The organism is Neolewinella agarilytica (genome assembly GCF_900110645.1).
GTDB classification, from domain to species: Bacteria; Bacteroidota; Bacteroidia; order Chitinophagales; family Saprospiraceae; genus Neolewinella; species Neolewinella agarilytica.
Map to the genome: position 1 here is coordinate 77,713 of NZ_FOFB01000008.1, position 12,280 is coordinate 89,992.

Below are 12,280 nucleotides of genomic sequence, written 5' to 3' on the forward strand. Positions count from 1 at the left end.
AGATACTTCTAAGGGGGATAACGTGGTTCATATCCGCGTCTGGATTATCTTCGCGCCCATGAAATTCACCCTTCACCAGACCGATACTTCCACCGCAGCCCGGGCCGGAACACTCACCACCGATCACGGAGAGATCCCGACACCGATCTTTATGCCCGTAGGCACGATTGGTACGGTCAAGGGCGTCCATCAGTCAGAGCTAAAGGAACAGGTGAAAGCCAAAATCATTCTTGGTAACACTTACCACCTCTATCTCCGCCCCGGAATGGAAACCATGGAGGCCGCCGGCGGCCTCCACCAGTTTATGAACTGGAGTGGGCCGATCCTGACCGATAGCGGTGGCTATCAGGTCTTCAGCCTCGCCCACCGGCGCAAGATCAAAGAAGAGGGCGTCACCTTCGCCAGCCACATTGATGGCAGCAAGCACTTGTTTAGCCCCGAAAGTAGCCTCGGTATTCAACGCAGCATCGGTGCGGATATCGTGATGGCATTCGATGAGTGCCCGCCTTACCCCAGCGAGAGAAAGTATGCCGAGAACAGTATGCACCTGACGCACCGCTGGCTGGAACGCTGTGTAGCCTTTATGAAGGAGTCTCAGCCGAAATATGGCCACTCCCAGGCACTCTTTCCCATCGTGCAGGGGAGTAGCTACGATGATCTGCGTCGACAGAGCTGTGAGTTCATCGCCAGTCAGGATCAGCCCGGCAATGCCATCGGCGGACTCTCCGTCGGGGAGCCCATCGAAGATATGTACCGCATCGCGGCACTCTGTTGTGAGGTGTTGCCTAAAGACAAGCCCCGTTATCTGATGGGCGTCGGTACGCCGGCCAACATCCTGGAGTGCATTAGTCGGGGCGTTGATATGTTCGACTGTGTGCTGCCCAGCCGCAACGCCCGCCACGGGGTGATTTACACCCGCCAGGGCATCATCAACATCAAGAATGCCCGCTGGCGGAATGACTTTTCAGCCATCGATGATTCGGCTACGGCAGCGCCTACCTCTCAGGCCCATACCAAAGCTTATCTGCATCACCTCTTCCGGGTCAATGAATTGCTGGGGCCACAGATCGCTACCCTGCACAATCTTGCCTTCTACCTGGCGCTCGTCACCGAAGCCCGGGAACGGATTCTGGACGGGAGCTTTAGTAGCTGGAAAGAGGGTGCAATGGCCGGACTGGAGCGGAAGTTGTAGCGGAGATCTTTGCATCTTCCCATTGTTTTGTAATGATTCCTCCAGAATCACTGGTGGCCTGTTTTTTGCCTACCGGGATGGCGGAGGATCCTCCTTTTCCCCCATCAGTCGCTCTACCAGCTTGCGGTGATAGCCGAAATAAGTGGAAATCCTTCCCCGTTCATCAATCCCAACGTAATAAGGTAAGGCAGGGTGACAATTGAGCCGTAAACAGGTTTTGGGGGTGTTCTGGTAAAGCGGCAGAGAGAAGCCAGAGGTATCCACAAATTGCTGTAGCGATTCCGACGTGTTGAACCGACTCACTACCGCAATGTCGATTTTATCGCGTTCCGCAGCGGGCATGGCTTTATACAGGCTGTCAATCTTGAGTATGCTCTGGTTCTGATGATTAAAGCCAATGGCGCAGAAATAAATCATTAACTCTTTCCCCCTGCTTCGCTTGAGGTAAGTTTCTTCTCCGTCCAGCGTTTTCACCTGTACTTGTTTATACGTCAGGTCGAGTTCGGCGGTCAGGGGTAAGTCTACGTCTCGCTCCAACTGGGTAATGATCATTTCCCCCTGCTCAGCGTCAAAGTATTTTAGCGCGTACTTGTTTCGCCCCACCCGAAAGACGGTCTGTCGGGTGATTGGTCCCAGGTTATCCTGATCAAGTGCGATCGGAAACCGTCGCTGACCGGGCAGTGTAATGAGTAAATAATCGGGATAGTTCAGGGGGAATTGCTGCCAGTTGAAGGCCCGGTCCACTACCCGGATAATGCCAATGCGAACGGAGTCATTGCCCAGCAGAATATCCGCCGAAGGAATGTCAATAAGCACCCGCTCCCGGTCTTCGGTCAGCATCGCATTACTGCCTGGGGGCAAAGAATCGAAGGCACGCTCCCAACCCGGATAGGGTTGTTTGGCGCGCAGGCCGGTGCCGTCCTGCCAGAACTCGTACCAAATACGCTCTGACCTGATCTTGAGATACCCACCTTCCTCTACGATTGTATCCGCAAGGCTAACCGTTTGTTCCCAGCTGGCACTGTCCCTGAGTTTCCAGTATACCTGATAATATCCTCCTGCCTGATTAAAGGTGGTATCCTGCAAACGAATATGGTATTCCCCCGGAGGCAGGTCTGGCCCGCAGGAAAAAAAACAGCTCAGGAAAAAGCAGGAAAAACAAGAAAACAGGAAAAGGCGCATATCCGCAAGTTCGGTAGGGCGTTTGTACCGGGCAACGCCCGCTGTGTCAACGATTGGTTAACGCATCGATTCCACAAAAGCCCGCACGGCATGATGGCTCACCGTTTTTCCATTGAAATGGCATTCAGCCTGCGTGCGCTCTTCAGTGGTAGCGTTGAAGGAGGAGAGAATGTTTTGCAGGTGCATCTTCATGTGCCCTTTCTGGATGCCGGTAGTGACAAGACTACGCAGAGCGGCAAAGTTTTGGGCCAGACCGGCGGCGGCCATAACGCACATAAGCTCTTCGGCGGAGGGCTGGCCCAACAGCTGAAGTGAAAGATTGGCCAGGGGGTGAAGTTTCGTTAGCCCGCCCACGGTCCCCAGGGCAAGCGGTAGTGTAAGCTCGAAGTGGAAGGTGTCACTCGTCAGGCGGCAACGGCTCAGAGAGCGGTAAGTACCGTCCTGGGCGGCGAAGGCATGGGCTGCGGCTTCGATGGCACGGAAGTCATTGCCGGTGGCCAGCACCACGGCGTCGACGCCGTTCATGATGCCTTTGTTATGGGTTACGGCACGGTAAGTATCCTGGCGGGCAATGTCTACGGCCAGCTTGAACCGTCGCGCAAAATCGGCGGCATCCACCCCGCTTCCGGGAACGTTCATTTGCTCGATGGGGCAACTGACCCAGGCGCGAACGACACAGTTGGGCGTGTGGTTGCTAAGGATGGCCATGATGACTTCCAGGTCGCGTTCATCGTCGGTCAACTCAGGGCTGTCCGTTGCCCAGCGGCGCAGTTCCTGCCCGTAGGCTTCGAGGACGGTGTTGATGAAGTTGGCGCCCATACTGTCGGCGGTGCCAAAGCTGACGAGCAGCTGGTAGCAGTCGGGGGCAATTTCGGGAAGGTGCTTCCAGACGATGTTCCGGACCCCGCCGCCCCGGGCGTCCATCCGTTCGGTCAGGTGAGCGGTTTGGGCGCGGACGCGGGTGCAAAGGGAAGGTAAAAGAGCAGCGCGCCGCTCGGGGCTTCCGCTCCAGCGGAAGTGAACCTGGCCGAGCTTTTCGGCGGAGAGTACTTCGGCGCCGAAGCCACCGCGCGGCATCCAGTATTTCGCCGCCGCGCTGGCGGCGGCCACTACGCTGCTTTCTTCGATTACCATCGGTACGGCGTAGGTCTTGCCATTAACGATGAAATTCGGCGCTACTCCGAACGGCATCGGGAAGTTGGCCACCGTGTTTTCGCTGAAGTTATCGAGTACTTCCTGCAGAGCGCCGTCAACGTCGAACTGAGAGAGTACGGTAGCCGCTTCTGTATCCAGGAATTGCTCCCGGAGCCAGTTGCGGCGGCTGGCTTTGTCTAGTCGGCTAAAGCCATTGATGCGTTTGGGGTCGTTCACGTCTGGTGGGGAAAGTTCTTGATGGAGGAAGAGGAAAGCTTAAAAACGAGGCCGAAGATAAGCATGCGCGAGCTCCAGCCCGCGCAGTTGGGTTTCCACATAGCGCTGGAGGGTGGCGTAATCTTCCCGCGCGTAGCGCAGGAAGGCAGAGGCTTGCCCGTATACGGCTGGGAGCTGAGACTTTTGTGTAAGGTAGAAACCATCCAGAAAAGTCTGGATGCCACCACTAACGATGAGGTGCTCACACTGCACCTGCGGCCCCGCGCCCTGCTGAGCTTGTCGAAGTGCCCGTACCTCCTGGTTAATCATGTCTACCATCTCTTCCGCCGAGTGGCCCAGCTGCACCACCGGTGCGTAGGCCTGCGCGCGCAATTCATCACCCCGCAGCAATTCAAGCTTGCTGAAATTGGTGCCGCCGTTGGCTGCCGTATCAATGGCGAGCAAGGGCAACTTGAGTAAGGCGGACAGGCTGGCCGGTCCCATTCCCTGCCCCACAGCCTTCACGATGACGGGAAGCTCCGGAAGCTCCGCCAGTGTGTCTTTTACCGTTTGTAGCGGTGTTGCCGTGAAGCGGTCACCTTCGGGCTGCATCGCTTCCTGCAAGGGGTTCACGTGAATGATCAGGCCATCCACCCGCAGGGCAGTCACCATCTCGGAGATTTCCCCGATTCGTCCTTCGTCCAGCAATTCCTGTACCTGAGCAACGCCGAGGTTAGCATACAACGGCACCTCATCTCCCGTTATGGGGCGGATGTCAAAATCTACCAGTCGGTCATCACCATACAAGAGCGGCCGGCAGGAGCCGAGGCCCATGCCCAGTCCGAATTCAGCGCAGGCCCTGCCCAGATTCTGATTGATCACGTAGGCCTTTTCCGTGCCCCCCGTCATACTGCTGACCCAGAGAGGAGCTTTCATAGTCTTATCTCCAAAAGGACTGGAGGGTAACGAGCCCGGCAAAGGGTGGGCCGCCAGCATCGGTTCATAATCGAAACGAGCATCCAGCTCGATACGATTTACCTGAGAGCGGAAGGCCAGCTCAATGTGGTCTTCTTTGCGGCTGGCTGCCGTAGGATCTCCTGGAGGTTTCTGCATACTTTGGGAAAGTAGTTCGGACATGACAACCGCAACGCAGGTTGAAAAGAATGGTTCAGGAGTGCAAAGTAAGCACCCTTGATAAAAAAAAACAGGGGCACCTAAACGGGCGCCCCTAAAAACGGTCTTTCCAAAAAGCAAACACTTGAACAATTCTTGCGTATAAACCAGGATAGCAACTGGCATTCCGTACTTTCGATGTGTCAAAACTTCGATGAGTACGTCTACACGCTTAGACAAAAATGCAAAAAAATGGTTCAGTATTGCACATCTTGGGCTAAAAAATAGAATTTTAACTTAATTGACATATGAAGAATACCTCCATTCTGATCCCTATCATATTGATCGGCTGCCTGGCGGCCCTTATCTATCTGTTTTTTGCGGCCCTCCAGGCTACTGATGGTGAAGATTCCTCCGGAACAGATCGTATTGTGCTGAATCCCAGCGACTATACGGACGAAGAGGCTCCTGCAGATATTGGTCAGGATACTGATTTTGAGCCTTATTTTCAGGAAGTTCCCGACAGTGAAAAGGTAACGGCCAGCCAGGAAGATGCTGCGTCACGGACGGGTTCTGCTACTGCGGGGAACGATGATCGTTACAACAGTGGCAATGGTGGCCAAACCAACGAAAGTGGCTCTTCAACGGCTGCCGGATCCACCACAACGGTCCCTCAAACCGCTCAGCAAAGTGGTGGTTCTTCCTCTTCCGTCAGCTCTGTTGGCCGTTATTTGGTGATCGCTGGCAGTTTTCGGCAATTAGAAAATGGAAAGGAACGGGTGGCAGCTTTGAAAGCTGCCGGTTTTCGGGATACCCGACTGGAAAAATTTAACCGGGGCACTTTCGCCGTCGCACTGGCCGGCCAGTCTGACCGCTACAGTGAAGCCAATCGCTTGGCGGAGCGGGTTAAGGCGGCAGGCTTTGAGGCAAGGGTGATGCGGAGACGGTAGAGTTCTGGGGCAAACGCAAGTTCGGAGAGCGCGGACGCCTTAGTAGTCTTCTCCGAACAGTAAGGTGTGGATAACAAATTGCCGGTGGCCCCCTTCGACTACCATCTCGACTCCCTGCGGTCGCTCGATGTTCGCTCAGTGAACGGTCATACTTTGGCAGTCGGTCCCCGAGCGTAGTCGAGGGGCTTGTGGTCATTTATTCCTGCAATTTGTTATCTACCCAACAGTAAGGCACATAAGACCAAGTAACATATCTTTGCGCCCATGGCCGGATATACCATTAAGCTTCCCCAATTTGAAGGGCCCTTTGACCTGCTGCTCTTCTTCATTGAGCGGGATGAGCTGGACATCTACGATATTCCGATCTCACAAGTGACGAACGACTTCCTGGCCTACATGCGGCAGGCGCAGGCAATGGATATTGACCTGGCCAGTGAGTTCGTGCTGGTGGCTGCTACCCTCTGCCGGATCAAAGCTAAAATGCTTATCCCCCGCAAGCCGGTGGATGAAGAAGGCAATGAGATTGACCCGCGTGAAGAATTGGTGAGCCGTTTGTTGGAGTACAAACGATACAAATCCGTTCTGGAAGAACTACGCGAGTTGGAAACAGCCCGTGGGATGCGGAACTATCGGGGTAACGTTACGGCTGAGTTGGCCCAGATTGCTACCCGCGCCCTCGTTGACGTTGAGCTGGAGAGCGTAACCTTATTCAAACTGCTGAAGGCTTATGAGCGATTACTCAGCCGGATGGAAGAAGAAAGCAATCGGCCAGCGGTGCATGAGATTGCTCAATTCAGTTACACCATCGAGGAGCAGCAGGTTAGGATAATGGACCTCGTCAGTGGAGTAACTTTTGGAAAGTCACGGCCCGGTTTTTCTGACATCTTCAGCGTGTGTGTCACCCGCATCCATGCCATTGTCACCTTCCTCGGTTTGCTGGAATTGCTTAATGCCCGGGAGATCAAACTCATCGCTGGTGAAGGAGTCAATAACTTTTGGCTGGAACCGGCTTCCGCGACGGAGGAAGAGTAGCCTCGCGCTACTGCCACAGGACCCGGCCGGTGAATACCTGTCCTTCCGCGGTTCTTGCCTGAACGATATACATCCCCGGTACTTGTTGACCAAGGTTAATTTGCTCTGCAGCCGATAAGCGATGCAGGCGCTTCAGCAGTTTTCCGGTCAGGTCGTATAATCTGAGTTCTTCTAATTGCTCGGTGGGCAGACCGCTTAGTTTCAGTATTCCCGAAGTAGGGTTAGGGGATAGCTGTAATGGTGTAAAAGAAAGAGCGGATTCGGTAGAGGTCAGGGTCTGAATCGCGCCATCCATCCAGTTCGTTCGCTCCGTCAACCAGTTTTTGAGGTAGACAACTTCCGCCTCGTAAGTGTCCCCTACGAAGACGTTGGGCCATATGGCTTCGCCAATAACCGGCCAACGATTAAAATTTCGGTCAACGGCGTTGCCCATCTCTGCCACAAGAGAATCGATGGTGCCATTGAGTCTTTCATCACTGAATAAATTTCTGCGCAGGCTCTTCCATCGGTCATTGAGCAGATCCAGAAAGATGGGGTCCTCCCGCAGCCGGTCCCACCAAAAGGGAAGTTGCCAGAAATCATCAGGGCAGTTGATGCCGAAGTCATATCCCCAGCCCCTCGCGGCGGCTCCTCCGCAGTAATTGGCGTTGCCGAAGGCCAGGTTAAAATCCCACACGGGGCCCATCATTAGTTTTCCTCCCTTGCTGTCTTTGTCTTTGGAGAAGTAACTGCTCAGACGGTAGCCGTCTACGTTTCGGGAAATCTCGTTGATAATGAGGAAGTCTACAAAGGAAGGCAGGTCCACATATTGCCGGTAACCGTTCAATGAATCGAGAAACTGATCACCCGCCAGAGCGTCTTCAAAGCGATTCATCCAGTTTTCGATGTATACCCGCTGGTTAGCGCTAATGTCTTCGGGTTTGGGGTAGTGGTAGAGGAACCGGATCGTTTGCTCCGATTCCGTGTCTGCATTAAAGCGGGAAGTGAATTGTACGGGGAAGTCATCCGTTTCCCCGGTAAACTTGTCCAGCTTCAAAATATAGCCTCCGGTAAGATCGTCTCCCGTGTTTTCATCTGGCGTTAGTTTACTGATGTCTACCCTGTTTTTATCCCGTTTGATTCGTTCCGTAAAAAGGTAAATACCCTGGTACTCTCCATCAATGATGAGTTCTGTCAGGCGAATTCTTGGCGCATAGTCCATGATTTGCCCCGCCAGATGATAGGCCAGTGCGTTTCGAATCAGGCTTTTATCGGAGTAAGGGCCGTGTAGTACCCAGTCTTCTTCTTCCGGAAAGCCCAGAAGGCTAACGTTCAGATCTTCGCCATCGGCGTCCCGGGTTTCAATGCCGTAACCAACTTTGGGGAATACCGTCTGAGAGGTGGAGCCCCGCCGTTCAATCCCGATAAAGCCGTTGTAGCCAGCAGGGTCATCGATCGTTGCGTTGAGCTGGCCAGGTCCGTTATCAATGATCTTCATGCTGGCCCTTACTTTGGGCTCGTCGGGAATGTTGTCGCCTTCCGTATCAATGATGATAATGGGAAGATTCGAGCTAAAGTCCGTCTGAGCAGAAAGCATCGATAATGTAGCCAGAAGGATAAACAGAAGGGGTAATCTTATTTGCATGATCAGAGGCTTCAACAAAAAAAGGAGCGCCAGTTTGACAAAGATTCTTGTCAAACTGGCGCTCCTAAAGGTACGAATGAAGCGTATGCGTCGCAGCGGTCAGCTGCTTAGTTTAACACTTCCGGAGATTCGTGTAAAAAGCGGGGAACCTCTACCTGAAAGTACTCTTCGTTGCCGCGGGAGTCCATTCTTACCATCAGGTAATTGCCTTGCATGGCCCCGATGGGCGTTTCGAACTGAACCCAGCTCGTGTATTCATGCGCGTGGCCGGGCAAAATTTCGGGCTGTTGACCCACCACGCCTTCTCCTTCAACCAGCCGCCGGTTACCGGCAGCATCAATAACTTCCCACGCCCGGCTGAGTAAGCGAACCATTCGGCTCCCTTTGTTCTCGATGCGAATCAGGTAAGAAAACACAAACTGCCCTTCGCCGGGCTTGCTGTAGCTTTCCTGGTAGTGACTCTCGGCGCTAACCGTTACGTCCTGGGTTGTTTGGCTGAAGATCATAGCGTGAGTAATTAATTCTAGAAGGGTAGGTCATCCGATGCCTCGGCAGCGGGCTCCTCCCCGGCGGTCGGGAAATCGTTGAAGCTTTCTTCTGCTGCTCCGCCGGCAGGGGGAGTGGCAGCCTTGCTCAGGCTTTCTACCCGCCAGGCATTCAAATTGGTAAAGTATTTTTCCTGCCACTGGCGGCCGCGAAGATCAAAGTGTACCTTGATTTCATCACCTTCGTTAAAATCGTCGATGATGGCCGTACGGTCCTGGGTTGTCTGGAACTTCACGAAATTGTCGTACTGCCCACCGTCGTTGGCTTTGATCACGAAGTCACGGACACGAAAGGACTCTCCTTTTGTTTCCACTTCATATTTCTTAACGAGGGTACCAGTAATTTCGAAAGACATAGCTGTTGTTTTCTGTTGTTGTAAAGGCTGGCAAAAATAAGTAATTTGTTTGTATTTGCCAACGAGTTGCCGGGCTGCGATTAGTCCGGCGTATTATTTTTTCTGGTTTTTTCGCACCCCCCGGCACAATTTCCGTATAGATTAAGAGAATGAGAGGTTACTTCAAAGTTCAGAATTTCTCCCATCATGTTTTTAATCTGCTGCACCCTGGGATCACAAAATTCCAGCACTTTACCACAGTCATTGCAGATCAGATGATCGTGCTGTTTGTAGCCATAGCTTTTTTCGTACTGAGCCAGATTTTTACCAAACTGGTGCTTCTTCACCAGGTCGCAGCTAACCAATAGTTCCAGGGTGTTGTAAACCGTCGCCCGCGAAACCCGATAGTTGTTAGTCTTCATGTGGATGTAGAGAGACTCCGCGTCAAAATGATCATCCCGGCTGTAAATCTCTTCGAGAATAGCATAACGCTCCGGCGTGCGCCGGGCCTTGCGTTCCTTCAGGTGAGCGCTAAAGATGTCTTTAACAGACTGTATGTTGGTAGTAGGATTGGTTTGCATGCTATTTAGCTAAGACGGGTATTGGCCCTTAGGTCCTTTTTCGGATGGGGGCTTATTTGTTGGTTGTTCCTCTTCTGGCAGTTAATAAGATCATCGACAATCTATTGCCCGTCGACATTTTCAGACGAAAAAGAGAACCATCAGATATTACTCTACTCTGGAAACAGTAGATATGTGATCTAAGTTTTTAAGCCCTTGTATCGCCAGGTAAAGCTGGTCGGTGTTTTTCACTAACAGGCTGATGTTAGCCTCGAAGAAACCATCCGTTCCATTGATGCTGAAGCTACGGATGTTGAGGTTCATTTCCGTGATCTCCCGGCTGATGCGTTCAATTACTCCCTTGCCGCTGTCCAGACCGGTCATCCGCAGATTGACCACAAAACTGCTTTCGGTAGTGCTCACCCACTCCGCCTTCATTATGCGGTAGCCATAGTTGGCCATCAGGTTCTGGGCATTGGGGCATTTACTCCGGTGAATCTTCAGCCCGGCATTGGCCGTCAGGTAAGCAAATACCTGATCACCCTGTACGGGGTTACAGCAGGTAGCCATGGTGTATTCGAACTGGTTACCCGGCTCCCCGTTGATGAGCAGTTTGGAGTGCCCCTTTTCTTTATTGGCACTGTTACGCCGGCGGGGGGCGGAGAGGTCCTTTGCGTCCGTTTCCGGCAATTCAACGGCTTTAGCAACCAGTTTGCCGTTTTCTACGATGAAGGGTTCCAGCACCTGCGCAATGGAGATGTTCTCCTGGGCGATGTTGTAGAACAGATCAATGTGGCTGTTTTCGTAGTGATACTTGGACAGTGCTTCCACTGCCGCCCGGGTATCATCAATACGCAGGTTTTTAAATTTCCGCATCAGGGCCTCCTTGCCGAGTTCTCCCTGTTCCCGGCGTTCTGCTTTCAGGGCCTGACGAATTTTAGCCTTCGCCTTTCCGGTCGTCACCAATTTCAGCCAACCTTCGTTTGGTTTCTGCTGCTTATTAGTGATCACCTTCATGCGGTCACCATTCTGCAGTTTGTAGCTCAGGGGGACAATACGCTCGTCTACCATCACACTCTGACAGTGGTAGCCTACCTCCGTATGTACACTGAAGGCAAAGTCCAGCGCACTGGCGCCCTTTGGCATCGTCTTCATGTCACCGTCCGGGGTCCAGACGTAGACTTCCTCATTGAAGAAGTTGTTGGCCCGGAAGTCCCCCAAAAACTGAACGGTATCGCTGTTCGGGTCATCGAGAATATCCCGCACGCTATCGAACCACTGCTCATAAACATCGGGCTGATTACTCACACCCTTATATTTCCAGTGCGCAGCGAAGCCGCGCTCGGCGATCTCGTTCATCCGCTCACTCCGGATCTGAACTTCCACGAAGCGGGCATCCGGGCCCGCCACCGTGGTGTGCAGGCTTTCGTAACCGTTTGATTTCGGGATGGTCACCCAGTCCTTCAGGCGCTCAGGGACGCCCTGATAAACATCCGTCACCACGCTGTAAGCACCCCAACAGGCAAGTTTCTCCTTGCGGACGGGTACATCAACAATGATACGAACCGCAAAGAGGTCATAAATCTGCTCGAAGGGCACCTGCTTCTTCTTGATCTTGTTATAAATGCTGTAGATCGACTTGGGTCGGCCGAATATCCGGTAGGTGTAGCCCAGCTCGTCGAGCCCCGCCCTTAAGGGGGCGATGAAGCGGTCAATGTATTGCTCGCGGGAAGACTTTGTCTCCTGAAGCTTTTTGGCAACGGCCATGTATTCGTCCCGCTCTAATACCTTCATGCAAAGGTCCAGGAATTCAGAACGGAAGTTGTAAAGGCCCAGCCGGTGCGCCAGCGGTGCATAGATGTAACTGGTCTCGGCAGCAATTTTAAACTGCTTATGCTCCGGCATGCTTTTGATCGTCCGCATATTATGCAGCCGGTCCGCCATCTTGATGAGTACGATGCGAACGTCGATAATGAGCGTGCTAAGCACTTTTTTGAAGTTGGCCGCCTGCTGACTTTCGTTGGTGTAGGCACTGTCGAGTTTCGTCAGGCCGCCCACCATTTGAGCGATCCGTTCCCCAAAGTCTGCCCGGATATCTTCCAGTGTGACGGGGGTGTCTTCCACTACATCGTGCAGCAGGGCGGCGCAGATGGCCGTTGGACCAAGGCCAATCTCCTCCGCGCAGATACGGGCTACGGCAATCGGGTGGTACATATAAGGCTCCCCGGATTTTCGCCGCTGGTAGCGATGGCTGTAGTTCGCGAGCTCATAGGCACGCAACATCTGTTCACTATCCTGCGCATTGGGCGGGTTAATGAGGCAGGCGATCATCGCCTCGTAAGCTTCCCGAAGTCCGGTTTGCTCTTCAACACTGGTTTCAATCACTTCGGCCATGCC

At 53.2% G+C, this 12,280-nt stretch carries 11 protein-coding genes; 3 read left to right on the forward strand and 8 right to left on the reverse strand.

Features of this window, described 5'->3' with window-relative positions; all coding sequences use genetic code 11:
• Positions 1-58 precede the first annotated feature (58 nt).
• Complete coding sequence (gene tgt, locus BM123_RS08950) at positions 59-1,192, forward strand: tRNA guanosine(34) transglycosylase Tgt (RefSeq protein ID WP_090167683.1); 1,134 nt, start codon at positions 59-61, stop codon at positions 1,190-1,192.
• A gap of 69 nt (positions 1,193-1,261) precedes the next feature.
• On the opposite strand, the gene BM123_RS08955 is transcribed toward tgt, so the two are convergent.
• From BM123_RS08955 to BM123_RS08965, 3 genes are read right to left on the reverse strand one after another with little or no spacing between them, the layout of a single operon-like run.
• Positions 1,262-2,374, reverse strand: coding sequence for a hypothetical protein (locus tag BM123_RS08955; protein WP_090167456.1), 1,113 nt, complete (start codon positions 2,372-2,374; stop codon positions 1,262-1,264).
• Positions 2,375-2,431: 57 nt separating this feature from the next.
• Positions 2,432-3,745, reverse strand: a complete 1,314-nt coding sequence (locus BM123_RS08960; RefSeq protein WP_090167458.1) for a hydroxymethylglutaryl-CoA reductase, degradative — start codon at positions 3,743-3,745, stop codon at positions 2,432-2,434.
• Positions 3,746-3,784: 39 nt separating this feature from the next.
• A complete protein-coding gene (locus BM123_RS08965; protein WP_090167460.1) occupies positions 3,785-4,837 on the reverse strand; it encodes a beta/alpha barrel domain-containing protein in 1,053 nt (350 codons plus the stop codon).
• Positions 4,838-5,145: 308 nt separating this feature from the next.
• Here BM123_RS08965 and BM123_RS08970 point away from each other — a divergent pair, with 308 nt between their 5' ends.
• Both BM123_RS08970 and BM123_RS08975 read left to right on the forward strand, forming a co-directional pair.
• On the forward strand, positions 5,146-5,787 hold the full coding sequence (locus BM123_RS08970) for an SPOR domain-containing protein (protein ID WP_090167464.1): 642 nt from the start codon (positions 5,146-5,148) through the stop codon (positions 5,785-5,787).
• Between the two features lie 264 nt (positions 5,788-6,051).
• Positions 6,052-6,819, forward strand: a complete 768-nt coding sequence (locus tag BM123_RS08975; RefSeq protein WP_090167466.1) for a segregation and condensation protein A — start codon at positions 6,052-6,054, stop codon at positions 6,817-6,819.
• 7 nt (positions 6,820-6,826) lie between these two features.
• Here BM123_RS08975 and BM123_RS08980 read toward each other — a convergent pair whose 3' ends face one another.
• The 5 genes from BM123_RS08980 to BM123_RS09000 form a co-directional block, all read right to left on the reverse strand.
• On the reverse strand, positions 6,827-8,443 hold the full coding sequence (locus BM123_RS08980) for a CotH kinase family protein (protein WP_139211821.1): 1,617 nt from the start codon (positions 8,441-8,443) through the stop codon (positions 6,827-6,829).
• A gap of 107 nt (positions 8,444-8,550) precedes the next feature.
• Entirely contained in the window at positions 8,551-8,949 is a 399-nt protein-coding gene (apaG, locus tag BM123_RS08985; protein WP_090167470.1) for a Co2+/Mg2+ efflux protein ApaG, read from the reverse strand.
• Positions 8,950-8,966: 17 nt separating this feature from the next.
• Complete coding sequence (locus BM123_RS08990; protein ID WP_090167472.1) at positions 8,967-9,344, reverse strand: DUF3127 domain-containing protein; 378 nt, start codon at positions 9,342-9,344, stop codon at positions 8,967-8,969.
• An 80-nt stretch (positions 9,345-9,424) separates the two neighbouring features.
• Positions 9,425-9,904 (reverse strand): Fur family transcriptional regulator, encoded by a 480-nt coding sequence (locus BM123_RS08995; protein WP_090167475.1) that lies wholly within the window; start codon positions 9,902-9,904, stop codon positions 9,425-9,427.
• 147 nt (positions 9,905-10,051) lie between these two features.
• Positions 10,052-12,277: a RelA/SpoT family protein gene (locus tag BM123_RS09000; protein WP_090167477.1), complete on the reverse strand. Its 2,226-nt coding sequence runs from the start codon at positions 12,275-12,277 to the stop codon at positions 10,052-10,054.
• Positions 12,278-12,280 lie beyond the last annotated feature (3 nt).

Coding starts and splice junctions, on each gene's coding strand:
- tgt (WP_090167683.1), top strand. CDS start 59: ATGAAATTCACCCTTCACCAGACCGATACTTCCACCGCAGCCCGGGCC.
- BM123_RS08955 (WP_090167456.1), bottom strand. CDS start 2,374: ATGCGCCTTTTCCTGTTTTCTTGTTTTTCCTGCTTTTTCCTGAGCTGT.
- BM123_RS08965 (WP_090167460.1), bottom strand. CDS start 4,837: ATGCAGAAACCTCCAGGAGATCCTACGGCAGCCAGCCGCAAAGAAGAC.
- BM123_RS08970 (WP_090167464.1), top strand. CDS start 5,146: ATGAAGAATACCTCCATTCTGATCCCTATCATATTGATCGGCTGCCTG.
- BM123_RS08975 (WP_090167466.1), top strand. CDS start 6,052: ATGGCCGGATATACCATTAAGCTTCCCCAATTTGAAGGGCCCTTTGAC.
- BM123_RS08980 (WP_139211821.1), bottom strand. CDS start 8,443: ATGCAAATAAGATTACCCCTTCTGTTTATCCTTCTGGCTACATTATCG.
- apaG (WP_090167470.1), bottom strand. CDS start 8,949: ATGATCTTCAGCCAAACAACCCAGGACGTAACGGTTAGCGCCGAGAGT.
- BM123_RS08990 (WP_090167472.1), bottom strand. CDS start 9,344: ATGTCTTTCGAAATTACTGGTACCCTCGTTAAGAAATATGAAGTGGAA.
- BM123_RS08995 (WP_090167475.1), bottom strand. CDS start 9,904: ATGCAAACCAATCCTACTACCAACATACAGTCTGTTAAAGACATCTTT.
- BM123_RS09000 (WP_090167477.1), bottom strand. CDS start 12,277: ATGGCCGAAGTGATTGAAACCAGTGTTGAAGAGCAAACCGGACTTCGG.